Annotated in this window: 25 protein-coding genes; 11 read left to right on the top strand and 14 right to left on the bottom strand. The window is 42.4% G+C overall.

Features of this window, described 5'->3' with window-relative positions:
• Window positions 1–297 precede the first annotated feature (297 nt).
• The 4 genes from DEAC_RS13035 to DEAC_RS13020 form a co-directional block, all read right to left on the bottom strand.
• The gene (locus DEAC_RS13035; RefSeq protein WP_047808144.1) at window positions 298–1,581 is read right to left on the bottom strand and encodes an IS110 family RNA-guided transposase; all 1,284 of its coding nucleotides are present in this window, start codon (window positions 1,579–1,581) and stop codon (window positions 298–300) included.
• A 555-nt stretch (window positions 1,582–2,136) separates the two neighbouring features.
• Window positions 2,137–3,447, bottom strand: coding sequence for a DUF362 domain-containing protein (locus DEAC_RS13030; protein WP_047810490.1), 1,311 nt, complete (start codon window positions 3,445–3,447; stop codon window positions 2,137–2,139).
• A gap of 35 nt (window positions 3,448–3,482) precedes the next feature.
• The gene (locus DEAC_RS13025; protein ID WP_083996148.1) at window positions 3,483–4,376 is read right to left on the bottom strand and encodes an MBL fold metallo-hydrolase; all 894 of its coding nucleotides are present in this window, start codon (window positions 4,374–4,376) and stop codon (window positions 3,483–3,485) included.
• Window positions 4,377–4,632: 256 nt separating this feature from the next.
• A complete protein-coding gene (locus tag DEAC_RS13020; protein ID WP_047810489.1) occupies window positions 4,633–6,033 on the bottom strand; it encodes a sigma-54 interaction domain-containing protein in 1,401 nt (466 codons plus the stop codon).
• Window positions 6,034–6,257: 224 nt separating this feature from the next.
• Here DEAC_RS13020 and DEAC_RS13015 point away from each other — a divergent pair, with 224 nt between their 5' ends.
• Window positions 6,258–7,121, top strand: coding sequence for a hypothetical protein (locus tag DEAC_RS13015; RefSeq protein WP_047810488.1), 864 nt, complete (start codon window positions 6,258–6,260; stop codon window positions 7,119–7,121).
• Between the two features lie 392 nt (window positions 7,122–7,513).
• Here DEAC_RS13015 and DEAC_RS13010 read toward each other — a convergent pair whose 3' ends face one another.
• From DEAC_RS13010 to DEAC_RS12970, 9 genes are all read right to left on the bottom strand, one after another.
• The gene (locus tag DEAC_RS13010; RefSeq protein WP_053006429.1) at window positions 7,514–8,302 is read right to left on the bottom strand and encodes an enoyl-CoA hydratase/isomerase family protein; all 789 of its coding nucleotides are present in this window, start codon (window positions 8,300–8,302) and stop codon (window positions 7,514–7,516) included.
• A gap of 116 nt (window positions 8,303–8,418) precedes the next feature.
• On the bottom strand, window positions 8,419–9,177 hold the full coding sequence (locus tag DEAC_RS13005; protein ID WP_047810487.1) for an alpha/beta fold hydrolase: 759 nt from the start codon (window positions 9,175–9,177) through the stop codon (window positions 8,419–8,421).
• A gap of 142 nt (window positions 9,178–9,319) precedes the next feature.
• Window positions 9,320–10,792 carry a 4-hydroxyphenylacetate 3-hydroxylase family protein gene (locus DEAC_RS13000; RefSeq protein WP_047810486.1) on the bottom strand — a complete coding sequence of 491 codons (1,473 nt, stop codon included), beginning with the start codon at window positions 10,790–10,792 and terminating at the stop codon, window positions 9,320–9,322.
• 269 nt (window positions 10,793–11,061) lie between these two features.
• Window positions 11,062–11,463 carry a MaoC family dehydratase gene (locus DEAC_RS12995; protein WP_047810485.1) on the bottom strand — a complete coding sequence of 134 codons (402 nt, stop codon included), beginning with the start codon at window positions 11,461–11,463 and terminating at the stop codon, window positions 11,062–11,064.
• Window positions 11,463–11,858 carry an FAS1-like dehydratase domain-containing protein gene (locus DEAC_RS12990; protein WP_047810484.1) on the bottom strand — a complete coding sequence of 132 codons (396 nt, stop codon included), beginning with the start codon at window positions 11,856–11,858 and terminating at the stop codon, window positions 11,463–11,465. Before DEAC_RS12990 ends, DEAC_RS12995 begins: the two co-directional genes overlap by 1 nt.
• 41 nt (window positions 11,859–11,899) lie before the next feature.
• Window positions 11,900–12,097, bottom strand: a complete 198-nt coding sequence (locus DEAC_RS12985; protein ID WP_047810483.1) for a hypothetical protein — start codon at window positions 12,095–12,097, stop codon at window positions 11,900–11,902.
• Between the two features lie 14 nt (window positions 12,098–12,111).
• Entirely contained in the window at window positions 12,112–12,699 is a 588-nt protein-coding gene (locus DEAC_RS12980) for a hypothetical protein (RefSeq protein WP_047810482.1), read from the bottom strand.
• Between the two features lie 38 nt (window positions 12,700–12,737).
• Window positions 12,738–13,034: a 4Fe-4S dicluster domain-containing protein gene (locus DEAC_RS12975; protein WP_047810481.1), complete on the bottom strand. Its 297-nt coding sequence runs from the start codon at window positions 13,032–13,034 to the stop codon at window positions 12,738–12,740.
• 13 nt (window positions 13,035–13,047) lie between these two features.
• Complete coding sequence (locus tag DEAC_RS12970; RefSeq protein WP_047810480.1) at window positions 13,048–13,881, bottom strand: 4Fe-4S binding protein; 834 nt, start codon at window positions 13,879–13,881, stop codon at window positions 13,048–13,050.
• A gap of 330 nt (window positions 13,882–14,211) precedes the next feature.
• On the opposite strand from DEAC_RS12970, the gene DEAC_RS12965 reads away from it, so the two are divergent.
• Genes DEAC_RS12965 through DEAC_RS12955 form a run of 3 tightly spaced genes read left to right on the top strand, consistent with a single transcriptional unit; the run spans window position 14,212 to window position 15,966 of the window.
• Complete coding sequence (locus tag DEAC_RS12965; protein ID WP_047810479.1) at window positions 14,212–14,784, top strand: RNA polymerase sigma factor; 573 nt, start codon at window positions 14,212–14,214, stop codon at window positions 14,782–14,784.
• Window positions 14,759–15,268 carry an anti-sigma factor family protein gene (locus DEAC_RS12960; RefSeq protein ID WP_047810478.1) on the top strand — a complete coding sequence of 170 codons (510 nt, stop codon included), beginning with the start codon at window positions 14,759–14,761 and terminating at the stop codon, window positions 15,266–15,268. The genes DEAC_RS12965 and DEAC_RS12960 overlap by 26 nt, the downstream gene beginning before the upstream one ends.
• 20 nt (window positions 15,269–15,288) lie before the next feature.
• Window positions 15,289–15,966, top strand: a complete 678-nt coding sequence (locus DEAC_RS12955) for a B-box zinc finger protein (RefSeq protein ID WP_047810477.1) — start codon at window positions 15,289–15,291, stop codon at window positions 15,964–15,966.
• A gap of 515 nt (window positions 15,967–16,481) precedes the next feature.
• On the opposite strand, the gene DEAC_RS12950 is transcribed toward DEAC_RS12955, so the two are convergent.
• The gene (locus DEAC_RS12950) at window positions 16,482–17,324 is read right to left on the bottom strand and encodes a DegV family protein (RefSeq protein WP_047810476.1); all 843 of its coding nucleotides are present in this window, start codon (window positions 17,322–17,324) and stop codon (window positions 16,482–16,484) included.
• Between the two features lie 372 nt (window positions 17,325–17,696).
• Here DEAC_RS12950 and DEAC_RS12945 point away from each other — a divergent pair, with 372 nt between their 5' ends.
• The 7 genes from DEAC_RS12945 to DEAC_RS12915 all read left to right on the top strand — a co-directional run bounded on the left by DEAC_RS12945 (window position 17,697) and on the right by DEAC_RS12915 (window position 26,705).
• Window positions 17,697–18,737: a galactose ABC transporter substrate-binding protein gene (locus DEAC_RS12945; RefSeq protein WP_047810475.1), complete on the top strand. Its 1,041-nt coding sequence runs from the start codon at window positions 17,697–17,699 to the stop codon at window positions 18,735–18,737.
• A 156-nt stretch (window positions 18,738–18,893) separates the two neighbouring features.
• Window positions 18,894–20,411: a sugar ABC transporter ATP-binding protein gene (locus DEAC_RS12940; protein ID WP_047810474.1), complete on the top strand. Its 1,518-nt coding sequence runs from the start codon at window positions 18,894–18,896 to the stop codon at window positions 20,409–20,411.
• A gap of 14 nt (window positions 20,412–20,425) precedes the next feature.
• A complete protein-coding gene (mglC, locus tag DEAC_RS12935; protein ID WP_047810473.1) occupies window positions 20,426–21,451 on the top strand; it encodes a galactose/methyl galactoside ABC transporter permease MglC in 1,026 nt (341 codons plus the stop codon).
• A gap of 261 nt (window positions 21,452–21,712) precedes the next feature.
• Window positions 21,713–22,399: a response regulator transcription factor gene (locus DEAC_RS12930; protein ID WP_047810472.1), complete on the top strand. Its 687-nt coding sequence runs from the start codon at window positions 21,713–21,715 to the stop codon at window positions 22,397–22,399.
• Window positions 22,386–23,375, top strand: a complete 990-nt coding sequence (locus tag DEAC_RS12925) for a sensor histidine kinase (protein ID WP_047810471.1) — start codon at window positions 22,386–22,388, stop codon at window positions 23,373–23,375. The genes DEAC_RS12930 and DEAC_RS12925 overlap by 14 nt, the downstream gene beginning before the upstream one ends.
• Before the next feature lie 82 nt (window positions 23,376–23,457).
• On the top strand, window positions 23,458–24,141 hold the full coding sequence (locus tag DEAC_RS12920) for an ABC transporter ATP-binding protein (RefSeq protein ID WP_047810470.1): 684 nt from the start codon (window positions 23,458–23,460) through the stop codon (window positions 24,139–24,141).
• On the top strand, window positions 24,138–26,705 hold the full coding sequence (locus DEAC_RS12915; RefSeq protein WP_047810469.1) for an FtsX-like permease family protein: 2,568 nt from the start codon (window positions 24,138–24,140) through the stop codon (window positions 26,703–26,705). Before DEAC_RS12920 ends, DEAC_RS12915 begins: the two co-directional genes overlap by 4 nt.

The following is a 26,705-nucleotide window of genomic DNA, read 5'->3' as shown; positions in this document are numbered from 1 at the left end:
CAAAGCCAACGTCTACTATTTGTGGATATGTTGGCCGTTGTAAACCCATGATTCTCACGGTGGTAAACCTCCCATGTCTAACAGGGTCAAGATTATAAATCTGCCCTAAATTCCTTCGTTCCACCTATCCATGATTGGGTGTCAGTTATGCTCCTCTACCGAGTCCTTGCTCTAATGGAAAAATATGCGACTGACTACCAGCTCTTTTGTTTTGCTAGGTTACCTGGATTGCTCGCTTCTGTGGTGACGCTTTAACCCACAGATCGTTTGTTTCTTATGGTTTCGCTGCTATTCTAATTACGCTGCTAAATGCTCAACTGGACGATGAATGTCCTTAATTAGCTTTTCTGGATCGTATTCTGTACCTTTTGTTAATATTGCATAGAACACCCGAATTAGTTTACAGCTTAAGGCAATTAGTGATTGTTTCTTCTTCAGGGGATTCTTGATCCTTGTTGTGTAGTAGTTGTGTATCTCTGCAAACTCTGCGTTTTTTGCGACTAGCGGCATCACTGCTTGAAATAGGATTGCCCTCAGTCGTGCGCGGCCGCGCTTACTGATCGTGGTCTGTCCCTTGTGCTTACCTGAGCTGCTTTCTCGTAAGGCTAAGCCCGCAAGCTTTTGGATCTGCTTTGGAGAATTAAAGCGTCTAATATCTCCAACTTCGGAGAGAAAGCCTGCCACGGTAACAAGGCCAACACCTTTAATTTCAAGTAACTTCGCTACTTCTGGTATCTGACGGCACAACTCATCGATGGTTTCTATGACTGCCTGATATTGTGCTGTTTTAGTGTGATAGTCTTGGAGTAATAGCTGAATTTCCATTCGGGAACAAGACTCTCCTTCGGTGCAACCAATGCTCTTCTGAGCAGCTTCATACAGGCTCTTAGCCCTTTTCATTCCGACTGCTCTCAACTTGTTGTCTCTCCAAATTCGGTTTATTCCTTCTACTCCAAGTCTTTTGATATCCCTAGGTTGCGGGGCAACTTGCAGAACCAGCATGCTACTTGTCGCATCAAACTTTCCAAACACCGTTTCATGCTCGGGAAAGTAGATTTTCAGCCACCTCTGAATGCGATTTTTTATACTGCTCATTTCCTTTTGGATGCGCATTCTGCAAGCCATCGCTATTCGCAGTTCTGCATAGATCCCCTCCGGGATATAGGGCTCATTGTATCTCCCCTCGATGACCAGCTTAGCAATTGTTTTGGGGTCCTTAGCATCCGTTTTGCTGGGGTGGTTGTCATCAAGCTCCTTACTACGCTTTACATGGAATGGGTTTACGAGGACTAGCTTAATGCTTTGCTCTTTTAGATATGATGCCAGGCCGAACCAGTAATGGCCGGTTGGCTCTGCGCCTACCACTATGCAGTCCTTTTGTGCTTGACCTTTTAAACGTTCAATCCATGCATAGAAATCCCTGAATCCTTCAGCACTGTTTTCAAACTTGAATACTTTGCCCAGCTCTACTCCTCGCCAGTCGAAAGCCCTGGCGTAATGAAGCTCGCTGGCGATGTCCACTCCGATAACAATACTTCTTTCAGAAAGTTGCTTTAGTTTCTCGTTTTGTGTAAAATTCATTTGGGATGACCTCCGTTATTTTGATTGGATTCTGTTGGCCAACAGTCCTTTCAAATTGTAACGTGAGGTCTTCTTTTTGACAAAGCTCATTTTTTCCTACTACAGGAATGCTCCTTAATAACCAATCCGAGACTATTTGCAATCTCAAAGAATCTCCCAACAAGAACCGAAAATGGTCTCAATATTTTTCAAAACATTCAAAATTATTTGTCTATTTTATTTTGCAATAACTGTGCCAGCTATTAAACAATTTTTCTATCCTTCTTGACATCGTTTCTCAGCCATATCATCAGAAGATCCGGCTTTAAGAGTCCAACCTTTACGGAGTAGTTAAATCCGCAGGTAATTGTTACAATATCGCAACATATTGACCAGCTGATTGTATACATAATATACAAATCAAAATTTCAAACCGAGTTACAAAATTCCAAACCTTAAGTGCTTAAAAAAAGAGCCCGAAAGGCATTAATAACGTCCTTTCGGGCTCTTTTACACTAACAGCTCCTCTATCATTAGGTAATACTATCAGGTGTTCACTAATTATTTCACAGGGTATTACTCGATAGACCAATCAGAAAGCTGGAAATTCGCATCGTTTTTATAACGGTCCATTAAATAATGGCGAAAGCGAACATAATCCTTATAGTCACATTCGATCCCTTCTTGGGCAAGAGTATCAACAAATTTATTAAGATCAGGCGGGCATCCCCAAAGCGGAATTGCCTTCTTAATATTCGGATTATCTTTATTCAGGTGGCAAGCACATTTGCCGAAAAGGACAGACTTTTCAAATCCCGGTGATGCCAATTGCTTCTTTCCAGAAACCACTTCAACATTAGGAAACGGCTGACCTTTATAGGCTGAAGAAAGGAGGATTAACATCGGATTATATTGCACGGAACATCCTGTGCACAGCGTGCTGTCGTATTTGCGAATCGCTAAACCTGTAATGCCTCGTTTTTTAAATCCCGCCGGTCCTGTATCTTCTTTTGACCACTCCCAATCATACTCTACATATTCCCGGTGATTTTCAAGGGTTTCTCCTTTTACATCGTAATCCGCTAAATCCGTGCTGTACCCATGGCGGTTAGCGTAGATACTTAGATGTTCAACTTCATTTACGGGATAACCGAGAATAGCCGCGCCCACCAGATCACAGGCAAAGGGATCACGCGAAGATATCAGCAAATTTTTGCGGAAGGCTCTTCCTGTGGGGCCTGGTCCTTTCTCAAGCGTGTATAGACCATCGATAACCGTTAAAGCTACAGGGAGTTTTTCTATGATACGGGGGAACATAAGGCTGAGTTCCTGATTAGCGATACCATGACATAACTGTTTTGACTTTCTATGAAGACAACCTTTTAAATTTTTAATCCCTAGAGAAACTTTAGCTTGATTGTGCGTTTTTAATACAGGTACGTTAATAATTTTATCCGCTTCTAAAGCTTGTTTAGCTACATCCAGCTTTAGGCCTTCTCCATAGTCAATCGTTTCAAACGCTTCTTGATTGAAATCTGCAAGTTTTACCCCATATCTTTGCACTAATTTATGATAGCCCAAAGCTTCAAAAACAGCTTCACTCTTAGGATTAAATACAGGCAGAGCACCTTCGCCAATTGTCAATTTACTAAACCCATGCTCAGCAAGAATACGGACTAAGGCTTCGATCACAATACTTGTCGTTACTACACCGAAAGGAGGAAATGGCAAGTCGAAATCCCAGCTGACAATATTGGGCTTAATTAAGATCATATCATTAGTATCCAAGTTTGCTAAGCCATCACACAAATTTATACTATCAAGAAGAGACTCATAAACGTCCTTTACTTTGACAATAGATACGGTCGGTTTATCTTGTTTATCCATTAAACTCCCTCGATTCATAATAATGAGTAAAATTTTCAGGCATAGGCCTTATATTTACCATTGGGATTCATAATAATCTTTCCTTGCTTGGCTAAACGCTGCAGATGCTTTTCTAACATTGTCTGCTCAAAAAAACGATATACTTTTTGGGGTTCAGGGTAGCGTTTAAAAATAATCTTCTTATCCAGGAGATCTGACATTCCACTTGGAATTTGCAGATGTCTAAGAATAGTTTCATCTCGTTGGTTAATCATTTCGGCATAACTCTTTAGTCTCTCAGTGATATTGTCAGAAATAATTCCTTCATGGCTGGTCACTATCACTTTAGGTTTTAAGTCAATAAGCCGATTAATGGAGTCAACAAATTCCTCGAGATCAGAGAGTACATTGCCATACCAAGGGCCAAAGGATGACAGGTCTATGTCCCCGGAAAACAAAAGGCTTGATTGAGGCTCAAGGAGTGCAATATGCCCCAGAGTGTGACCCGGTGTATGAATAACCTTTAAAGAAATCTCTCCAAACTTTAAGACCTCACCATCTTTAAGTTCTCTATGCACAATTTGATTTGTCGGCCCGTCTGGAAAATATTCAGGATTGGGAAAAGCGGAAAGTTCGCCATAACCCGAATAAGCCATAAATTTATTGAGAGAACGAATTGGTGGAGCATCATAAGCATGGGCCCAAATCTCTGCCTCTGGAAAATACTTATTTCCATAAGCATGGTCCAAATGGAAATGAGTGTTTATGATGATATCGACCCTGCCTTTTTCCAAAATCTTTTTACGTCGGCTAGGGCCAAAGCCAGTATCAACCAGAACCCTTTTGTCACCCTCAATCAAGAGACCATTACTGTATGGAAACCGTCCCCCTTGTTCACCTGAAACAAAATATAAATGGGGCAGTAAATTAATAAACATCACTTCGCTCATACTAATCGCAGTTCTCCAGCCTTTAGCAGAAGCATTAAAACTCTCTGCCGAAGGAAAAGTGCCTACTTATCCTCCTTAAAAATAAAATAGTTTTTCGTTGCCTCACAAGGGGATATTTTATTTACTAAAATATTGCAAGATACGTGCCAATTGCCAAACAAGTAAAAATCCATACACAAACCAAACTCTTTAATATTGAGTTGGTTTGTGTATGAATTTTATACAGTTTTCGAAGTACAAAGGTATTGAAAGCGCACTATTCCTCAATACCATACCTGCGTAATTTGTCATAAAAGGCCCGTCTCGAAATCCCTAAGACTTCCATAGTCTTTGTTCGATTATTGTTATTGTTAGCTAAAGCAGATACTATAAGTTCCTTTTCCACTCTCGCGACAATTTCTTTTAAGTTATAGGTCTTATCCTTTAAATCAGGGGGTTGATTATTCATTGGAATAATATTGGCGGGTAAGTGGTGAATTTCAATGGTAGACCCATTGCACACAATGCTTGCATGTTCCAGAACATTTTGCAGTTCGCGAATATTGCCCGGCCAGTTATAATTTTGGAAGATCCTCAATACCTGGGGAGATAAGCTTAACTCATGCCCCACTTCACGCGAAAACTGATCAAGAAATGTTTGGGTCAAAGCTATTAAATCATCTTTTCGTTCACGCAGCGGGTTGAGATTCAGGGGAACAATATTCAAGCGGTAATAAAGATCTTTCCGAAAGGTTTTTTCGTCAATCATCGTTTCCAAGTCACGATTGGTGGCTGCTATTACTCGTATGTCAACCTTAATCGTCGCTGATCCTCCGACTCTTTCGAATTCTCTTTCTTGCAGAACTCTTAGCAATTTGGCTTGCATTGTTAAACTCATATCTCCAATTTCATCCAGAAAAATTGTCCCGCTATGAGCTAGTTCGAATTTCCCGAGTTTGCCCCCTTTTTTGGCACCCGTATACGCTCCTTCTTCATATCCAAACAATTCGCTTTCTATTAAGCTTTCCGGTATTGCTGCACAATTTACTTTTATTAGAGGTTTGTTTTTACGACGGCTGGCGTTATGAACTGCTTTGGCCAGCACTTCCTTTCCCACACCACTTTCCCCGCGAATCAAGACCGTGCTGTCCGTACGAGCTACCTTCGCTGCCAATATCAAGGTTTCTTTCACATTACGATTTTGCCCAACATATTCCTTAAACGACAACGGCAGTTGTTCCCATTGATCCAACTGCTCTTTTAAATAATCCGCAACGCCTTTTGTTTGCTGCAATTCGCGGTTAAGCTCAAGTTCTTCGGTAACATTTTTGAACGTTGAGATACATCCGATAATTTGTTTCCCCTTATACAAGGGAAACGCGCTGCCTATAACGTCGATGCCTAGAGACTTCAAATGCTCTGAGCCTTTTATGGATTTTCCGCTGTGAAGAGCTTTAATTGCTGCAGAATCTGGTTCAATTTTGTCGAGTCTGCGGCCCAGGACTTTTTCCACAGGAACTCCCAGGATTCGGGCATAGGCTTCATTGACATAGACAATTGTTGTGTGGGAATCAATAACCAATACCACGTCGTGAATATTATCGAGGATTTTGAACAACAGTGCTTGATCCCAACGTGGAAAATCGATTGTAGTGACAGCATGAATTCCTGCACTCATGAAATTCCCCCATTTTTGTATCATTTGTAAACATTATACTAGACATGAGCATGCGAAGTAAAGATTAATGCCTAAATATTTAAAACATTCTAACTTTTATAGTTAGCCGACCTTGTTTTTCCACATAGGATGTATGAAGTAAGAGTTTCCATTAAAAAACTAATCCATCAATCTGAAACTGCCGATATCAAAATTGGAAACCATTTCTTAAGGAGGAAAAATATATGTCCATTAGTAGTTTGCAATCTTATCCACCAATTTCTTATGACCAAACAAGGACTTTGTTACAGCACAATAAGCTTGATACTTCTTCGGCGATTAATCCCAATGATGTAACTCATGATAAATTCTTAGAAGGTTTTCATATTAATACAGATAATATTGATCTATCATTGCCAGCCAAAAAATCGAATGGCATAACTTTAAATTTGCTGGATGACAGCCCTAACATCATTAATAGCAGTAACTTTGAATCTTTTTTAAACGATATGCAAGGTTTAAGTAAGGATCAAATTTCTCAACTTCAAAGCGCATTAAGTGCTGCATCTCAGACGATGAACAACAGCCAAACGGTTGGCGGTACATATGGGATGCGCATCAGTCAAACAAATTTGGAATTCAAATACATATCAAAAAACCTAATACCGGAGCAATATCAACAACAGTTTAATTCATTCGTAGATAATTACACGAATCAATTGTCTACTAATTACGTAAACCTTTTAAAAGGTTTCGCAGATCAACTTGCCAATACCACCGATCCCGTACTTATTAAAACGGGTTGGAAGGATAAAGGAACAACGATGCAAGATGATTTGGAGAATGGTTCCTATTCTTTCCAAACATCGGAAAATCAGTATCAAAGTCTATTTAATAGCGTTAGTGTCACAAATCCCGACACCTTGAAAGATCAATTAGATTCTGTGTATAAAAACATATTATCGAATTACAAACCGGATTCTGACGGTGCTTCTCGATCAGATCTTGTAAATGAGATTAAATATCTTTCTAATAGTTGGAATACATTTATGGATGCTGTCGGTGACCAAAAAAATAAACTTACTACATCTGTCGATTTTCACGCTTAGCTTACCTAAGCTTAGATAAGTAAGCTGCTTTGTTCTTTTCTGTTCTTTTTTCAGTTAGGTTAAGTTAAGCTGAATTCTGATCAGTTCAACTCGACCTAACTGAAACTTAACTTAACCGATTTGAATTAACATACAATATCTAAAAAGAATCTTGGACAGACGAATCGCCCAAAGATTCTTTTTAGATTTAACCGTAATTTGCAATCATATCTTCTTATATAAGCTTAACTTAGACAAATAATTTCTGTCATTGCTAGTGAACTCGTTTAGCTAAAGCTGAACATCGAGACTTCGGTAGGGGACCGAAGCAGAGTACGGGGGACCCACTCCCACTTAAAGAAATGGGAGTCTTACGATTGGACAATGTGCTTAGACCTGCAAAATAATAATGATCAGTTACCTGTGAAACTGGGTTTTCTTTTATCGAAAAATGCAGAGATTGCCTCTTTAATATCCTTTGTCCCGCAGCAATAGGTTGATTGGGCTTGTTCAAATAAAAGCCCTGCAGTCACACTGCTTTCTTCAGCAAGATTAATACCTTTTTTGGCAAAAGCAATACTTGAAGGAGGGAATCCAGACATCCTCTGAGCAAGGCGGATGGTAGCCTCACGCAATTTTTCAACAGGAACGACTTTCTCCACAAGCCCAATTTGCAGCGCTTCATGAGCCCCTATCTCCTCACAAACCATTATAAGTCTCTTAGCCTGCCCCGTTCCAACAAGTTTTGTTAAGCGCGTTGTCCCGCCCATATCGGGAGATAACCCTAGTTTGACCTCTGGTAAACTTAATCTAAGGTTTTCAGCGGCGATTCTAATGTCACACCCTAACATCAATTCTACTGCCGAGCCAAAACAAAATCCCTGCACCCCAATCACAACTGGTATTGAAAGGGTTTGCCAGAAACTATATAGTCCTTGCAGCCACGTTAAAGTTGCTTTCACTTTTTCCGAACTAACTTCCTGAAGGAATTTCAAGTCGATCCCCGCGGAAAAGTTGTCACCATTGGCAACAATGGCTAAAGCCCGCAAGTCCTCCATGGTTAGAATTTCTTGTTGCAGGGCTCCTAGTTCGTTAAGGAACTCATCTCCTACGACATTTAGTTTTTCCGCATTGTCTAAAATAATAGCTCCACAATAATCTTGTCTTTCAAATTTGATTATGTCTCCATATTTTTTAACCATTATGCGTCCGGTATTATAACCAGACTTTCACCTCTAATCCTTTTATAGGTTAAACGGATCTTCAAAAATTGAAGGCAAGTTCCAAGTTTCTTTGAGCAATAATTAACATCGGTCGTTTACACTCTGGAATTCTCAAGAAAATTCCAGAGTATCTCGTTGACTTCGGCTGCTTTTTCTTGCATACACATATGTCCTGCTCCCTTGATAATTCTTAAGTTCGTATTGGGAAGCTTATCAGCCAAAAATCGGGAGTATTTTACCGGAGTCATCACATCTTCCTCTCCGACAAGAATTAAAGTGGAAACTTGAATTTTTTCTGCGTCATCTATTCGATTAAAGGTGTTGCAAGCCTGAAAATCAGCCCAAAATACGTTTGCCGGAATCTTCTGCAGTTCTTTCATCTCCTTAGCTTTTTCCTCATCAGACGTTGCGGAACCATATAAATGATCGACATTCTTAAACGGAAACATTCCTAAAGCAGCAGCATCCAAAATCCCTTGGCCTACTCTCAGCCTGGCTCCGGTTCCAAGGAGAATAAGCCCGGTCACTTTTCGCGGATAGCGTAAAGTAAACTCCTGAGCAATTGCTCCCCCCATGGAATGCCCCGCTAGGAAGAATTTTTCAATACCTAAAGTTTGGACAAAATCATTTAGAAAATCAGCCATTGATGGGATATCTGCAAGCAAACTGCCGCCGGACTTCCCATGCCCAGGCAGATCCAGGGCGATCAGATTTCCTTGCTCCTGTAATCCCGAGATTTGCTTTGACCAGCTTTGACTTGAGCCTCCAGCCCCGTGAATTACAACGAGAGGCAAAAAATCTCCGCCGGTAGACTCATAGAAGATGTTTATTCCTTTAACTGATGCATAAGGCACTTAATCAACTCCCCTCATTTGAACATTGTCTTTTTTTAACAATTGTAACAAATATTTTAACTTAAACAAGAGATTCTCCCCTAACTTTTCGCCAGGGGAGATCTTCTTTACCTTTTTCTCAAGGCCTGAAACAAGATTCGGACTATTTCTTCCTCTGTGACATTCCGGCGATCTCACGAACAATGTCCTTCTTAGACTCTAAATCGTATTGAGTGGTAATGGCGATCTGCTCCATGATAGGAGACCCTCCCCCGTGATAATTGCCATATTGCGAAGTACCTGCATAACCCGAAAGCCCAAAATCGATGAAGTTAAGCCAGAATTTAATTTGATCCTCAATAGGAATTTTCGGATTGCGATTTAAGTATTTTTCCAGTAGAGCCTTTGTTTCCGGATTCATCAAATCTTTTTCAAATGGGAAGGTTGCCGGCATTCCGCCCGCTATATTGCATAAGATTTCCTGTTCATGAAACACCGCCTCACCAGTTAGACAGCGCCCAACATTAGCATAAATTGAATTTGGGATGTAACTCCCTGGTCCATAAGGAACCATTCCCATACCGGGCATGTAAACCTCTGGCTTAGCCAAAGCAGAAGCCGTGTAACCGGCTGCATAGCCAAGTTCACCTGTCATGATTAATCTGGAGAGCATTTCGCGCACGTGATGAGTCTTGTCAATACCATTAATGTCTGCTGCCAGGCCTGCCATGCCAATAACATAATCCAATGCTGCCGGTTTACAGCCCGAATAAGAATGCCGATGAAACAAGGCAAAAAGCAAAGCTGCAATACCCCCGTGTTGAATCTCTCCGCACAGGAAAACCCTCTCCCAAGGAATAAAACAGTCGTCAAAAATAATGTAAGAGTCTGTATATCCTGTTTCAATTCCTTTTTGAAAAAAATCTCGTTTACGATTCAGATGATAATGAACTACTTGCTTAATCCCCTCATAATCTGAAGGCACCGCAAAACACACGGCATAAGATTCTTCACCTTTTTGCAGAGCTCTGTTGGGAACAACTAAGATTTCATCCGAAATTGAGGCTTCTGAAATATGAACCTTTGAGCCGCGAACTACGATCCCATCACTGCGTTCTTCCACAACATGAACATACATGTCAGGATCGATTTGTTCCGCTGGGCGCTTGAGCCGTTCTCCTTTGACATCAGTTTGCGCGCAGCTTGCCACAAGGTCTTCACTCTGGAACCATTCCAGCCACTTGAGGAAATTATCATGATAGGCTGTTTTCGCTTTAGGTGATTTTTGAGCCTCATAAGAAACAGCGTTGATGGCGTTGGCCGCATCAATTCCCATACAGCGTTGAATACATCCTCCAACTTTATTGCATAACAAACGAGTCATATCTTGTTTTTTATGCAGATCTTCGGAATTTTGATGAATGTGGTTAAAGCGGTTGATAGTTTCCCCTGTAATATGGGAGGTTGCCGTACAAAGGTCTTTGCTGGCGGGATCCCAAGCAGCATCAAAGGTCAACCCCATTACATTCAGAGCGCCTTCTTGACGCGGATCAAGCCTGTCAATTTTTTCTCCATTCGAATAGAGATTTCTGTTCATTTTACTTAGCCTTTCTAAATACTGAGCTCTTGTTCTCATCTGGTTTTCCTCCTCCAAATCAAATCAGGAAATTTTAACGAAAAAAATCTCTTATAGTTGTAATCTATTTGCAAAATACATGCCAGGAGAAATTACACTGCCAAAAGTTACTTTCTCCTGGCATAAAAACGCCCTCCTAAGGGTGCTTAACACTCTTAGGAGGGCTGCAAAATGTATGGAATTCATACACCAGACAATTATCAACCGGGAACTGTAAAAATAGCTCTCTCCAGTTACTGCTTCCCCTTTGAATTACTCAAAACTCTGTTTTAATTAATTGTTATATGTGCTAAACCTGACAATACTCTTTCGTCACGCTCATTAAAGGCCGCTAAATCACAGACTAAAACCTTCTCCGAACGTGCCCTTATAAAACCGGAGCAGAGGACAGTATCTCCCGGGCGCACCATCTGTTCAAAACGAACATCAATTTTGGAAATTATTCCTTCATCTCCAATCCAATCTGTCAACATTGCCGCCATTTGAGCCATTGACAGCATGCCATGAGCTATCACTCCTCCAAGACCGGCCTGGCGGGCATAATTGTCATCTAGGTGGATAGGATTAAAATCCCCGGAAGCTTCGGCATACTGACGAATTTGCATGGGAGTAGGTATCCATTTACGGACAGGGAGCCTTTCAGATACCTGATGATCAGACAAACTTTTCATTAGGCATCCTCCTTTCCCTGAGCAATAATAATTGAACTGCTGGAAAATACTAATTCTCCGGTTAAGTCATACCCAATCGTCTCCAGCACAATAAACGTCATTTTTCCAAGTTTACCGCTTCGATCATAAATATCTTTAACTCGTTTTTTATAGGAAATAGTTTCGCCAATTCGAAGTTGACGAGAATAGGTTATTTTTTGTTCACCATGAATCATCCCGACAATTGGCAATTCAACTCCATCGATGGAAGCATGTAACAGTGTACCTACGAATGTTGGCGGAACTCGATCATTATAAGGAACTCCCGTAGCCTCGGCAAAACGGCGCACTTCTTCGGGCTTAATCTTTACTACAATCGACTCACTCTCTCTGCCAATTAATTCTTTTCTTAGCAAAAGCCTTCTACCTTCCTTCCTCGATCGATATTCCCGGTAATTTAAAGACTTAATTTTTGTCCCAAACTGATAAGTTTGTTCTGAACCGCCACTAACTTGGGATCTAATACATTCGCCATCATATATTCATTTAAGGCCTCAGAGAAATTGCCCAATGACTCTTGATAAATCCCCTCTCCATAATGCCTCAAAGCTAAGCTTTCCGGATCAATGTCATCGTGATTGTGCCCAATATGCAACTTAAATGCCCCCTTTACTGCGGTCGATATGTAAACTCACAAATCCCCATATTGTCCTTAGCGCAAGTTATATCTAATGTTATTCCAATTCTTTCGGCTGCAGTTTTGTTTGCAGCCAAACAAAACAGGCCACAATTATTAACTCCTTTCTCAGCAAGAAGTTTACTTAAACTACAGTTATAACTGCGCACTTTCAAAGTCCTAGTTGTTGCCTCCGTGACCGTCCAGGCATCTCGGGGACGCAGCGCAAGTATTCCCAATTCAATATACCTCTCAAATACATGGGGAAAACGTATACCTGTTTGTTGGGCGACTTTTTCAATCATCTCAGCTGTTCGATCCCGAAATCTTTCAGAATCGGCTTCTCTGATTAAAATAGTCATGAATTTCCTTCCCTGAATAGACAAAGACTCTTCTCCGGCGTCAGTTACTTGCTTAAGCATATTTTCCAGCGGAAATTCTTTATTAACGTTATAGATCAATTCCTTAGGCATATCATAAACATAGTCTTGTCCCGGGTTTACCTTCAAACGTCGATTAGGTGCCACCTCGGCACTGGGGTTACCCTTGATTTTTTGCAAGACTTTAAAATCCAAATCCATACCATACTCCCTCCATCCTGAAATAGCTTAATGTACAACTAACGTTCCTTTAATTGAGCTGCTCGTTCTTCACGAAACTTACGGGCTAATTGTTCACGAGGTACAAAGATCAGCTGAACAGCATTTGCAGGACATACCTTTACACAATCGCCGCAGCCGGAACACTTGTCATAATAACGACCAAAAATTTTATACTCACGAGAATCGCTTTCCCGACCTTTCCATACTTTTGTAGGCCCACAGACAAAAACAACAGAAGGGCACACGCTTAAACACTTGCGGCAATTTAAAGGATCTCGACATAAGGCATAATCGATATTTATTTGAGCAATCATTTAACTCCCTCCATTACCAATTTTCTGCTAATCCGGGCATACTTTGCCGCTCAAGCAGTTGTATAGCACCGCTTGGGCAGGCCGTCACACAAAGTCCGCATCCAAAACATTGCTCCAAATCGATATAGGCTTTACTCGTATAGACTTCCAAGTTTAGAGCTTTAAATTGACAACGCCCTAAACAGCTTTTACAACCCGTGCATTTTTCTCGATCAACCTTGGCTACAAAATGTCCTTTTAATAAAAACTTAAAATCGTAGTCAATTCTATTCCGAACTGCTACACAACCCGGGTATTCACATTGGCATAATCCGCCAATATAGGGCGTACCAAAAACGTCAACAGTTTGAACACGTCCTTCTTTATGATTCATCATTGCCCATTCTTTTGCTTCGGCGGGAGTAACAAATTCCACACCACCTCGATAGGTTTCAGGCCAGCGCTCCCATTTATACATACCTGGGCCTATCCCCATACAGGTGAAGTTTTCTTCATCAGGCATACCGCGTTGTACACGGCGACACCCACAAGTCATTTTGGCCAAAGGATAAGCCGTGTCTAAAATCTGCAAATATTCGTCTAAGGTAACTACCTGCCCAAAATGTGTTTGATAAGCCTGTTCCAAAGCTTCTCGCTTAATTTCATTTTCCCATTCCCTGTCTCCACTGATCCTCGCTTTCACTAATTCCGCCACCACACCTGCTCCCATTCCCGCCGCTTGGGGGTCTGCATCTGCCCCTGCAGCCTCTTTACCTTCTTTACGAATTTTATAAAGGCGGCGAGCGTAATTTTCCGGATTAAGATACCATTTCCCGCCCTTACCATATTTTTCACATACCCAGCACATTCAAGATTCCTCCTTTTTCTTAAATTGCTTAGTTCCTCCTCTGTCGATCGTATTAGCTCTCTCTAAATCGAATTGATTGCAATTTGTATGCCAACTGACTTTCCTCTCTCTCTAACTTAAAACTCTTTATTTTCACAGCTCCTAACATGAGTTGAGGAGTTCCTTGTTTTATTCAGGTACACTATGTTTACTTGCTAAACACATTTCATGGCATGATATGGATAGTCACGCCGTGGAAGGCTGGTATAATTTCTTTTAAAAAAGCTAAAATTCCTTGACGTATATCTGAGCTTTAGAACGTCTAATCAGTAGTAAGGCGGTGATAAATATTTGCAAGATAACGAATTAATTACCGGCATTCTAAATGGAAATGCGGGGCTATTTGAAGATCTCGTTGAACGTTATCAAACAGGAGTATACCGGACCGCTTATTACTACACTCAAAGCGTTGAGGATGCCCAAGACATCACTCAAGAAATTTTTATCAAAACCTTTAACAGCCTTCCCAGATTTAAACAAGGCTCGGCTTTTTCCACATGGCTTTACCGAATCGCCGTTAACCATTGCCTTGATTGGTCTCGAAAAAAAAAGCCGCTCTTTATAGAGCCAGCTTCTTTAGAAAATCGCTTTGATAAAAGTGTAGGTCCGGAAGAAATACTTCTTCGCCAGGAATCTTCCGAAGAGATTCAGACTGCGGTTAGAAGTTTACATGAGATCTACCGAACTGTACTTATTTTATACTACTTCCAGGATTTTAGTCCTCAGCAGATCGCAGATATATTGGATACCTCAAAAAGGACTATTGAAACCCGCTTATTCCGAGCCCGCAAAATGCTGAAAGAAAAATTAAGACACTCAGTATTAGGAGGTGATGGTCATGACTTGTTATCTAAGCAAGGATGATTGGCACAGTTATTATAAGAAAAGTTTAGATAGACAAAAACTTGATGAAATGAGCAGCCACCTGGCCCAATGCTCTGAATGTCAAAATGCCCTTTGGCAAATCCAAGAAACTGCCGAACTTTTAGCAAGGGGGAAAATCAATTTCGATCCTCCACCAGACCTCAAACTCAACATCATGAAAACTATTACTAAAAGCGGATACCAAGCAGACTCTAACAAAGAACCAACTCAAAAAGAGACGGCCTCATCCTATCATATTGAACTAAGAAATTGGGGGTTCAGTATGATGGCAGCCGGATTCCTCCTTTTCGCCTTGAACCTATCGTCCTTATCTCCCAATTTGCTGAACACTCAAGTTGCTCAATTAGATAGTGGATTCAATAAGCAAATAATACTCCCTTTCACCAAAATGAATCAGCTGGCCCACACTCTTCTTATAAAAATTGATACTTTAACTGACAATCAAAACAAAAGTAACCAATAACTCGAAGGAGGCCTAATTTAATGAAATGTAAGTATCACCCTAATGCAGAAGCCCAAGCTCTTTGTGAAAAATGCAGAAACCCAATATGTCCAGAGTGTACTCTTCAAATAGATGGCCAAAATCTCTGCCATCAATGTATCCAAAAAAATCTTTTCTCCGAATTGCCGCCAAAAAACAAGTCATCCCTTAGCGAGAAATTCATCTTTTTCTGTACGAGCCTAATTCCTGGTGCAGCTCATATGCAAATGGGGCTTATGCGGCGGGGTTTGCAGTTAATGATCCTCGCCTTGGGTGTATGTGTCATAGCCGATTATATTAATTTAGATTTTTTTATCCCCTTAATCGTAATCCCCACTTGGTTCTTTAGTTTCTTTGAAAGCCATAGTCTAAAGCGAAGAATGGCGGAAGGTCAATTACTGTGCGACCATGATCTCTTTGAGCAGCAAATGTTTGATTACTCGTTGCTGTTTAAGAACCGTCGCATCTTAGGCATCATTATTACAGTTCTTGGGTTTCTTAGCCTATTGCGAGTTATAGAAAATTCTGATCTCGTACGTCTATTATTTAGAAATTGGGATTATTACTATATGCTTAAAAGCAGTTTAATCCCAATTTTGCTCATCCTGTCCGGTATCTATCTCATTGTTAAAGCAAGGCAAAACCAAAAGACAAATATAGATATCTCTGACGATCAATGACTATAGAGCCGCATTCACGTCTTCACACTCTTACCCTATGTCTTTGCAAAGCCCGCCTGGTTTAGTTACGACACGTCATAGCTCAGCAATCTTGCTGCAAAGTCATTATGTCCATTCAGGACACAAACTCACGTTCATCAGTAGCGCAGCAATACTGCCTGAAAATATAACGAAAATAAGACCTGGTTAACTATCTATTCCAAGAAAGTTTAGCCAGGTCACTCATTTATATAACACTCCTTTTTCGGAGTTATAGACTATAGTTTGGCGATCTCTGCAGTGAAGAGCTTAAAAACCATCTATTTAATTCTGCGCAATTTTGTTTGTCTCGACCTTTTCTTTAAAGGATATATTTTCGAGGCTTTCTTGACCTTTTTCCTTTCTGGTCGACGACGGCAATACCTCGACCAATAAGCAAAAAGTAAAACTATTCCTATCGCGATTGCCAACTCAATATACTTCATAGTCATCACCTTTAAGGAAAAATCTTCATCAGAATTAATGCCAAATCTTGACTAATCAAACTGAACAGCGGCACCTATTGTTCCCGGACCGGTATGGACACCGACAACAGACCCAACCTGTGTGAAAACCGTTGTTTGAAGTTGACATACATTCTCTAAAGCTTCTTTAAGGTAATGGCCAGCTTGTTCTGCCGCTCCATGTGCAACAGCCAATCGGATTTGTTTCCTCCCCTTGGCTAAATCCTGAAAAGCTTGAATTACACATTCAAGCGATTTTTTCTGGCTGTGGGCCTTAGCATAAGTATGATAGACTCCATCGTCTCCCACACGAATAATCGGCTTTAGGTTTAAAAGAGATCCCATAAAGCCTTGGACTCTGCCAATTCTACCACCTTTTTGCAGATATTCTAAGGTATTCAGCGTAAATAGTGTTTCGATATTTTTCCTGGCTTTCTCCAGATTATTGACAATCCACCCGGCGTCATATCCATCTTTGATGTTTCGGGCAGCCTCGATCAGCATTAAGCCCATACCGAGACTAATAGTTTTGGAGTCGATAAGATGTATCCTTTCTTTGAACTTTTCTTTAGCCAAGTTTGCCACATTAAATGTTCCGCTTAATGCAGAAGAGATGTGTATGGAAATAATCTCTTGATATTCTTCGAGTAACCTACTATATAATCGTCGAAAAACTTCAGGTGATGGTTGGGAGGTTTGGGGAAGCTTTTCTTCTATAGTTAAGCGCCGATAAAACTCATCGCTGGAAAGCTCATCATCTAAAAACTCTTGATCACCAAAGTTAACTTTCAAGGGAATGACGTAAATGTCATACTCTTTAGTTATTTCTTCGGTCAGGTCGGCCGTACTGTCAGTGACCAGTGCGATCCTCTTCATTTAAAATCCTCCGTCTATTGTATTATTATTCTTTTCAAGATATCACTTTATTCGCCTTATCGTCACTATTCTCCTTCAACAAGACAGGCATTTTATTTAATTATTTACTGTTTTCCGCAAGCAGAACGGCCTTTTCTGGCTTCAAGCGGAGGCATACACTATGGTGATAACTAACTTGGTTAATTTAACGAACTAATAATGTTTGAAGAGCGCTTAACTTTAAAAGCTTTTTGGTACAATGTTCCTTTTGAGCTTACCTAACTGCTTAAATAAAGTCCTTGACTACTCAGAATAGCGAACACTATAATAGACTTAAGAAATTAAATTTACTAAGTCAATTTTGTGAAAAAACTAATTAAAGGGAGGATTCAAATGAAAAAACTTCTTCCAGCGATGCTCGCCGGAGCCATGCTCTTTTTAGCCGGCTGTGGTGCAGGCTCAACCTCAACCACAAGTTCAAGCTCATCAGGCACATCGGACAAAAAGCCCACGATCGGTGTCGCTATCTACAAGTTTGATGACACGTTCATGACTGGTGTTCGCAATGCCATTTCCAATGCTGCTCAAGGGAAAGCCACTGTTGACATCGTAGATAGTCAAAACTCCCAGCCTACGCAAAATGATAAAGTAGACCTCTTTATTAATAAGAAAGTCAATGCTCTGGCAATAAATCCGGTAGACCTTACCGCTGCCGGGGTTATTATCGATAAGGCTAAAGCTGCAAACACTCCTGTTGTCTTTTTTAATCGCGAACCTCAGACTAATGATATGAACAAATGGGACAAAGTATATTATGTTGGTGCCAAAGCCGAAGAATCCGGCATCATGCAGGGACAAATCCTCGTAGATTATTGGAAGGCTCATCCGGAAATGGACAAAAACAAAGACGGAGTCATGGATATTGTTATGCTCCAGGGTGAACCCGGACATCAAGACGCTATCGCCCGTACTAAATATTCTGTAAAGGCAATTGAAGATGCCGGAATCAAAGTGAACATACTTGCTCAGGACACCGCAATGTGGGATCGTTCTAAAGCTCAGGATAAAATGGCTGCTTTCTTAGGTTCTCATGGAGATAAAATCGAAGCCGTTCTTGCTAATAACGATGATATGGCTTTAGGTGCTATCGAAGCATTGAAAGCCAAAGGTTACTTCACAAATAATAAATATATGCCTGTCGTCGGTGTCGACGCAACAGCTCCCGGCCTGCAGGCACTGAAAGACGGAACTCTTTTAGGAACTGTTTTAAATGATGCCAAGAATCAAGGTGCAGCGACCCTTAACCTGGCAGTTGCCCTAGCTAAAGGATTGACTCCCAGTAAAGATAATACAGGATACGATATTACTGACGGCAAATATGTGTGGGTTCCTTACAAAAAAATTACTAAGGCTAATATAGCAGACGCCCAATAATATTCTTCTTCGCAAACCATTTGGCTTGATTATTACATTGTATAAAGCAAGGGGGCAATGTTTCACGATTCCCCCTTGCTTCTTTAGATTTTTCAATCTACAGCCACATTATATCCTTATAGATCTTAGGGAAGGACGGAGCACAGGAGGGTAAAAATGCCTGAAAATGAATTCTTACTGGAAATGCAAAACATTTCTAAAGAGTTTCCCGGCGTAAAAGCGCTTGACAATGTCACCCTGCAAGTTCGCCCCGGTACGGTACACTCCTTGATGGGTGAAAACGGTGCCGGAAAATCAACTCTAATGAAATGCTTGTTTGGAATCTATAAGCCTGACGCAGGAGAAATTCTCTTAAACGGAAAAACCATTGAAATTGAAAATTCCAGAGCAGCCCTCGATCATGGAATCTCGATGATTCATCAAGAACTTCATCCCGTACCCCGCAGAAGTGTGATGGAGAATCTCTGGCTCGGCCGTTTTCCCCTCACCAAGATAGGACCCCTGAAGTTAATCGATGATAAGCGAATGTATGAAGACTCAATGACCATATTTAAAGACCTGGAAATGGACTTGGACCCACGCGTGCTTGTAGGCTCTTTATCCGTCTCCAAAATCCAATCAATTGAGATCGCTAAAGCAGTATCCTATCAAGCGAAAGTGATTGTCATGGATGAACCCACTTCCTCATTAACGGGAAATGAGGTAGAACAACTCTTTAAAATTATTCGTTCTTTGAAGAAAAGAGGAGTTTCTATCATCTACATTTCTCATAAAATCGAAGAGATCCTGGAGATTTCTGATGAAGTAACGATCATGCGTGATGGTCAGCGTATCGGCTCTTGGCCTGCCGCAGAGTTAACGACTAATCTTATTATTTCCAAAATGGTGGGACGGGATTTAGCCCAACGATATCCTGAACGTCATCATGCCCCGGGAGAAACAGTGCTGCGAGTTGAAGGCCTGACATCACCCTTTCCCAAAGGTTTCAAAGATGTGTCCTTCGATTTACGTCAAGGTGAAATCTTAGGTATTGGAGGGCTTGTCGGAGCCCAGCGCACGGAACTGATCGAAGCCCTATTTGGCTTAAGAACGGTCTCTTCCGGAAAGATCTTTGTCAAAGGAAAACACGTAAAAATAAAATCGCCTATTGATGCCAAAAAACACAAAATAGCCCTACTTACAGAAGAGCGGCGGGCAACGGGAATTTTCCCCGTACTTCCGATTGTGGAAAATACAGTGATGGCCAACATGAATCGGTATATCAGTCCCTACTTTTTGTTAAAACAACAAGCGATGAGCCTGGACGTCCAGCATAGTATTAACCAGATGCGCATTAAAACTCCCTCCGCGAAGACACAAATTAAAAACCTCTCAGGAGGAAATCAGCAAAAAGTATTGATCGCAAGATGGCTCCTAACTGAACCGGAGATTCTCATGCTTGACGAACCAACACGAGGAATTGATGTTGGTGCAAAGTTTGAAATCTATTCAATTATTACTGAGTTAGTCCAACAAGGGAAAAGCATCATCATGATTTCTTCAGAAATGCCTGAACTTATCGGCATGTCCGACAGGATTATGGTCATGTGCGAAGGCCGAATGTCTGGTATTTTGGAAGAAGAAAACAAAACTGAAGAAGACATCATGCACCTCGCAACAAAGTTTATGGTTTGAGTGGAGGTCTTTAAATGACGACGAAGGATGTCAGTTCCAAGAATATTGGTAGTTTCTTTTTTCAATATGCAATTTATTTTGTTCTTGTAATTCTTATTCTAGGTATTGCGGTCATTGATCCAAGCTTTCTGTCCCTCAGCAGCTTTAGGGATATTTTGCTGCAGTCCTCCACCCGAGCAATTATTGCTTTAGGCGCAGCTTTTGTTCTAATCACAGGAGGAGTTGATCTTTCAGCCGGGCGCATGGTAGGATTTGCTGCTGTTTTGTCCGCTTCGATGCTGCAAATCCAAGAATATTCCCACCGTTTTTACCCCGGGATGCCTAATCTGCCCTTATTAGTACCTGTTCTAATTGCTATCTTCGCCGGGCTTCTTGTTGGTATAATTAATGGCGCTATTATTGCATGGTTTAGTGTCCCTCCCTTCATTGCCACCTTGGGTTCAATGGTTGCTGTATATGGGCTAAACTCCCTTTACTTTGATATGAAACCCAATCAATCCCAGCCCATTGGTGGTTTAAGACCGGATTTCACTACCGACTTGGGAAGCGGTTATATTGGAACAGGAGTTTACTCGATTCCCTACATTGTTATTATTGCTCTCATCGTCGCCTTAATTGTGTGGGTCATCTTCAACAAAACACGTCTTGGCAAAAGCATGTACGCCATAGGCGGAAATATTCAAGCAGCTATTGTTTCCGGCATCAACGTCAAACGAGTCTTGCTCTATGTTTATGCCATCGCCGGAGCCCTTTATGGCTTGGCTGGAGTCATGGAAGCTGCCAGAACAGGCGGAGCCACGAATAATTACGGAAATATGTATGAGTTAGATGCCATTGCCGCCTGTGTTGTGGGCGGAGTATCTACTGCCGGCGGGATAGGTACTGTCCCTGGAGTCCTCGTAGGAGTTCTTATTTTTGGAGTCATCAACTATGGACTCACGTATATCGGAGTTAGCCCCTACTGGCAGCTCATTATTAAAGGCTTGATCATCATAGCTGCCGTTGCCTTTGACATACGAAAGTATCTAACAAAAAAATAATACTTAAAGTTCGTTCTTGCTTTATAAGAGGCCATTGCGCACGAATTATTAGTCCGTGGCGCAATGGCCTCTTTTGGTAATTGACATTGAAACAGGAACGACAACACTTGACAGCCCTTTAATACAAGATGTATTATGCGATCAATCTAACACTCTTGATTAGCAGCAAGAGTCATAACCTCATCTTCATCAAGACAAAGAATTGACTGACGAAGATTTAGGCGACTTACAAGAATGGATAAGCAAACGGGGGTCTGACTAATGCCACGGATATTTTTGGTCGAGGACGATAAGGCAATCGCCAAAAACCTTATGCTTTTGCTCCACTCGGAGGGATTTACGGTCACCCACGCCCCTACACGGGGTGACGCCCTTACCGCGCTTGCCGAGAATAAATTTGACTTGGCATTGATTGATATTTCTTTGCCTGACGGAAATGGTTTTACAGTTTGCACGGAAATCAAAGAAACGCAAGATGTTCCCGTTATCTTTCTGACGGCTTTCGGCGATGAGGCGAGTGTTGTTACCGGGCTGAACATAGGCGCGGACGACTATATCACCAAGCCTTTTCGTCCGCGCGAATTGATTGCACGTATAAGAACCGCCCTGCGCAAGAGCGGCCGTTCCGGGTCGGGTTTTGAAATTCGCGGGCTTCATGTCGATATGGCAAGCGGCGTTGTGAAAAAAAACGGCAGCGAGGTTTTTCTTTCAGCCTTAGAATACCGCTTGTTGCTGATATTTATCAGCAACCCTAAAAGCATTATTACGAGGGGCAGGCTGCTTGACGAATTGTGGGACGCGGCGGGCGAGTTTGTCAATGACAATACTCTAACTGTGTACATCAAACGCTTGCGGGAGAAGATAGAAAATGACCCGGCAAGCCCGCAAATCATTCTGACCGTTCGCGGGACGGGGTATAAATTAGGTGGCAAGTATGTTACGGAATAGAGAGTTTCGGCAGTTGGTCATTTTGTTCGTCTTAATAGCTGCTGCTGCAATAATGCTGGGATTTGCAATCAATATGACAGCAGGAATCCTTGCCATTGCTTCTGCCGCCGCCTTTGGCACAGCGTTTTTTGCCTTTACCAAAGCCCGATACCAAAGCCTTGCGCAGATTTCAAATCAAATCGACCTTGTGCTGCATAATGTTGACCATCTGTATATTGGTGAATCGGATGAGGGCGAACTTTCCATTCTGCAAAGCGAGATCACAAAAATGATGCTGCGTATTCGGGAGCAAAACGAAGCGCTGAAAAAAGAAAAAGAACATCTTGCCGATTCGTTGGCTGACATAGCCCACCAACTCCGCACCCCGCTCACATCCGCGAACCTTATTCTGTCATTGTTAGCGAACAACCCTGGCGAAAATGAGCGGAAATCATTTGTTCGGGAAACAGAGGAATTACTTGTACGGATGGATTGGATGATTACTTCTCTATTAAAATTATCCCGCTTGGATGCGGGCATTGTGGAGTTTCAAAGCGAGTCAATTGATGTAAACAACTTGCTGGGTGCCGCGCTGCGCCCGTTCCTAATCCCAATGGAACTGCACGATATTGATTGGCAAATAGATGCACCGAAAGGGTTAATGATTCAGGGCGATTCCGCTTGGCTTTCGGAAGCCATTCAAAACATCCTCAAAAATTGCCTGGAAAGCACAGGCGAGAATGGGAGAATTGAGATTGTCTGCATGGATAACCCACTGTTTACCGAGATTATCATCCACGACAGCGGCGCTGGCTTTGAGAAAGAAGATTTACCCTGCCTGTTTGACAGGTTTTATCGCGGGAAAAACTCAGGCGCGACAGGATACGGGATTGGCTTGGCTCTCTGCAAGATGATTATAACCCGGCAGGGCGGGACGATTACCGCTAAAAATCACCCGCAGGGCGGCGCGATATTTGCCATCCGTTTCCCAAAGTGACGAATCTCTCACCGGAAAGTCACTGAGATGTAAGTTGAAAGCTTTATTATATGGGTAAACCGTGACGAAGGAGGCTCACATAATGGAGTTTTTAAAAGTTGAAAATTTATGCAAGGTCTACGGCAAGGGCAACAATCAAGTTACCGCCCTTGACCATGTTTCACTTACCATCGATAAGGGGGAGTTTACTGCAATCATCGGCTCCTCCGGCTCCGGCAAATCCACATTACTTCACATCATTGGCGGCGTGGACGTGCCGACAAGCGGAAAAGTCTATTTGGACGGGCAGGATGTCTATACCCAAAACAATGAAAAACTCGCCATCTTCCGCAGGCGGCAGGTTGGGCTGATTTACCAGTTCCACAACCTCATTCCCACTCTGAATGTGGAGGAAAACATCACCTTGCCGATTCTGATGGACAAGCGAAAGGTCAACGAGGAACGGCTGAATGACCTGTTGGAGCTGCTTGGGCTAAAAGACCGCAAAACCCATTTGCCTAATCAGCTTTCCGGCGGTCAGCAACAGCGTGTTTCCATAGGACGCGCTTTGATGAACGCCCCGGCGGTCATGCTTGCCGACGAACCCACGGGCAGTTTGGACAGCCGAAATGGACATGAAATTATCAAGCTGCTGAAATTAAGCCATCAAAAATATCGGCAGACCCTTATCGTCGTCACCCATGATGAAACTATCGCCTTGCAAGCAGACCGTCTTATCGGTATATCAGACGGCAAAGTCGTGCGAGACGAGAGGGTGAGATCATGAACATTTTCCACAAAGTTACCCTGCAAAGCATGAAAAAAAGCCGCACACGAACGATTGTAACGGTGATCGGAGTTATTCTGTCCGCCGCCCTGATTACGGCAGTTGCCACCTTTGGTATTTCTCTGTTGAACTATATGGCTGAGGGCGCAGCCCAGAAATACGGCGGTTGGCATGTTGAGTTTGAGGATGTGAATTCTTCTTTCGCGGCGAAACAGGCAAGCAATGATAAAGTAGCCAATACCGCAACATTTGAAAATATCGGCTGCGCAAAACTTGACGGCGGGAAAAATCCCAACAAACCGTATCTTTTTATCGCCGGATTCAACAAAAAAACCTTTGCTGCCCTGCCTATCACTCTGGCATCCGGCAGGCTGCCGAAAAACAGCGGGGAGATTCTTGTTTCGGGGAGCGTCATGACAAAGGGCGGCGTTCAGTTCAAGGTGGGCGACACACTTACCCTTGCTGTCGGGAACCGCATGAACGGAAACAAGAAACTCGGTCAGGGCGACCCTTACATTCCCGGGAAAGAAACGCTTCTGCCCAAAGCAGAGAGAACTTACAAGGTAGTGGGCATCTGCCAAACGCCCCATTTTCAGGAAGATTCTTCACCGGGATACACCGTCATCACAACCTCAGATGCCGCAAACACGGCCGACGATCTCAGCTTATTTGTCACGCTGAAAAACCCGCGTGAAGTACACGCTTACGCAAAAAGTACAGCCGGAAGCCATGCTTTCATCTTCAATAATGATGTGCTGCGCTTCATGGGTCTTTCAGACGATCCAGGCGATAAGGTGTTCAACGCGCTTCTATACTCCGTCGGGGGCATTGTTGTCCTCATCATTATGATTGGTTCAATTTTCCTAATTTATAATTCCTTCAACATCTCCTTGAACGAGCGCACACACCAGTTCGGGATTCTCTCGTCAGTGGGAGCCACCGCAAAGCAACTGCGCCATTCTGTGTTGTTTGAGGGGCTTTGTATTGGTGCGATCGGCATACCGATTGGCGTTATTGTCGGAATAGGCAGCATGGGACTTGTCCTTTCCGATGTCGCCAAGAATTTTGAAAACATACTTTACGATAACGTCCCTTTAACCTTAACGGTATTCGCCCCCGTGATTATCGGCGCGGCGGCGGTCAGCATGGTTACGATTCTGATTTCGGCCTATATCCCGGCCCGCAAAGCTGCCAATATGCCTGTGATGGAGTGTATTCGCCAGACGAATGAGGTGAAAGTGGAAGCCAAAACAATCAAAACCTCAAAACCGGCACAGCACATCTTCGGCCTGGAAGGAGCCCTTGCGCTGAAAAACTTCAAAAGAAATAAGAAACGTTATCGCAGCATTGTGTTGTCACTTGTTTTAAGCATCGTGTTGTTTATATCGGCCAGCGCTTTTGTAACGGATTTGAAACAGGCATCAGAGCAGGCAAAAGCGGTTAGCAACTACGACATCGGTTTTGGCACACAGGATATGACCGACAGCAAAATGCTGCAGCTTTACGACAAACTAAAAACGGCCGCCGGTGTTACCGACAGCTCCTATCAAGTTGTTATGAAGTATTCCTGCGCTGCCAAAGCAAGTGACCTTTCAGACGCTTATTGGGAATCCGCAGGGGCACATTCGTCGAACGAAACGGTAAATCTGCCCATGCAAATTCAGTTTCTTGATGACAGAACCTATCTGAAAATTATCAAAGGCTTGGGTTTGCCCGAGAAGGAATATACCGGGGCAAACGCAAAACTGATTGCCGTTGCCAAAATGCAAGGCCACAGCAATGATCTATTCAAGAGTTCTTCCCTGTATTTTACCATCGCTCCCGAAACAAATAGTGAGCTGAAAACGGAACATAGGCAAAACGTAAGCATTACGTTTGTCAATACCGTGCCGCCTGATACACCAGCGACGATAGGAATGTCCCTGCTGCGGCCATACACTATTATGGGAATGGCTCCCTACTCGCTCAAGGAGAAGCTTGTTCACACCGAGACTGCGGCGAATATCAGGGTTAAGGGCATGACCTTTCAGTCAAAGAATCCGTCCCAGTCTGTGGCTGAAATGAAAATGATGATTCAGGGCGAAGGAATTACAGCCTCGTATTTCCTTTTGAATTCGTCTGAAATATTTGATCAGAACCGCAACACGATATTCATTGCCAACGTGTTCGCTTATACGTTTATCATTATGATTTCGCTGATTGCCATTGCCAACGTATTCAACACAATTTCTACGAATATCAAGTTGCGTCGTCGGGAGCTTGCTATGCTCCGCTCTGTGGGAATGTCCGACCGCGATTTCAATAAAATGATGCGCTTTGAGTGCGCCTTTTATGGTATGAGGGCGCTGCTTGTCGGGCTTCCCCTGGCAATCATCTTCTCCTGGCTGATTTATAAAGGAATGTTCGCCGGCGGAGCAGACAATATCAATTTTGTGTTCCCGTGGGGCAGTATCGGAATCAGCGTGTTCAGCGTATTCTTTGTGGTCTTCATTACCATGATGTATGCCATTAGCAAGATAAAAAGGGAAAATATTATCGACGCGCTTCGGGATGATATGACTTGA

Source organism: Desulfosporosinus acididurans (assembly GCF_001029285.1).
GTDB classification, from domain to species: Bacteria; Bacillota; Desulfitobacteriia; order Desulfitobacteriales; family Desulfitobacteriaceae; genus Desulfosporosinus; species Desulfosporosinus acididurans.
This window is presented reverse-complemented; position numbering and strand designations above follow the sequence as displayed.

What these genes read in the sequence shown, in the direction of transcription:
- DEAC_RS13035 (WP_047808144.1), bottom strand. Translation starts at nt 1,581, where the DNA reads ATGAATTTTACACAAAACGAGAAACTAAAGCAACTTTCTGAAAGAAGT.
- DEAC_RS13030 (WP_047810490.1), bottom strand. Translation starts at nt 3,447, where the DNA reads ATGGATAAACAAGATAAACCGACCGTATCTATTGTCAAAGTAAAGGAC.
- DEAC_RS13025 (WP_083996148.1), bottom strand. Translation starts at nt 4,376, where the DNA reads ATGAGCGAAGTGATGTTTATTAATTTACTGCCCCATTTATATTTTGTT.
- DEAC_RS13020 (WP_047810489.1), bottom strand. Translation starts at nt 6,033, where the DNA reads ATGAGTGCAGGAATTCATGCTGTCACTACAATCGATTTTCCACGTTGG.
- DEAC_RS13015 (WP_047810488.1), top strand. Translation starts at nt 6,258, where the DNA reads ATGTCCATTAGTAGTTTGCAATCTTATCCACCAATTTCTTATGACCAA.
- DEAC_RS13010 (WP_053006429.1), bottom strand. Translation starts at nt 8,302, where the DNA reads ATGGTTAAAAAATATGGAGACATAATCAAATTTGAAAGACAAGATTAT.
- DEAC_RS13000 (WP_047810486.1), bottom strand. Translation starts at nt 10,792, where the DNA reads ATGAGAACAAGAGCTCAGTATTTAGAAAGGCTAAGTAAAATGAACAGA.
- DEAC_RS12995 (WP_047810485.1), bottom strand. Translation starts at nt 11,463, where the DNA reads ATGAAAAGTTTGTCTGATCATCAGGTATCTGAAAGGCTCCCTGTCCGT.
- DEAC_RS12980 (WP_047810482.1), bottom strand. Translation starts at nt 12,699, where the DNA reads ATGGATTTGGATTTTAAAGTCTTGCAAAAAATCAAGGGTAACCCCAGT.
- DEAC_RS12975 (WP_047810481.1), bottom strand. Translation starts at nt 13,034, where the DNA reads ATGATTGCTCAAATAAATATCGATTATGCCTTATGTCGAGATCCTTTA.
- DEAC_RS12970 (WP_047810480.1), bottom strand. Translation starts at nt 13,881, where the DNA reads ATGTGCTGGGTATGTGAAAAATATGGTAAGGGCGGGAAATGGTATCTT.
- DEAC_RS12960 (WP_047810478.1), top strand. Translation starts at nt 14,759, where the DNA reads ATGACTTGTTATCTAAGCAAGGATGATTGGCACAGTTATTATAAGAAA.
- DEAC_RS12955 (WP_047810477.1), top strand. Translation starts at nt 15,289, where the DNA reads ATGAAATGTAAGTATCACCCTAATGCAGAAGCCCAAGCTCTTTGTGAA.
- DEAC_RS12950 (WP_047810476.1), bottom strand. Translation starts at nt 17,324, where the DNA reads ATGAAGAGGATCGCACTGGTCACTGACAGTACGGCCGACCTGACCGAA.
- DEAC_RS12945 (WP_047810475.1), top strand. Translation starts at nt 17,697, where the DNA reads ATGAAAAAACTTCTTCCAGCGATGCTCGCCGGAGCCATGCTCTTTTTA.
- DEAC_RS12940 (WP_047810474.1), top strand. Translation starts at nt 18,894, where the DNA reads ATGCCTGAAAATGAATTCTTACTGGAAATGCAAAACATTTCTAAAGAG.
- mglC (WP_047810473.1), top strand. Translation starts at nt 20,426, where the DNA reads ATGACGACGAAGGATGTCAGTTCCAAGAATATTGGTAGTTTCTTTTTT.
- DEAC_RS12930 (WP_047810472.1), top strand. Translation starts at nt 21,713, where the DNA reads ATGCCACGGATATTTTTGGTCGAGGACGATAAGGCAATCGCCAAAAAC.
- DEAC_RS12925 (WP_047810471.1), top strand. Translation starts at nt 22,386, where the DNA reads ATGTTACGGAATAGAGAGTTTCGGCAGTTGGTCATTTTGTTCGTCTTA.
- DEAC_RS12920 (WP_047810470.1), top strand. Translation starts at nt 23,458, where the DNA reads ATGGAGTTTTTAAAAGTTGAAAATTTATGCAAGGTCTACGGCAAGGGC.
- DEAC_RS12915 (WP_047810469.1), top strand. Translation starts at nt 24,138, where the DNA reads ATGAACATTTTCCACAAAGTTACCCTGCAAAGCATGAAAAAAAGCCGC.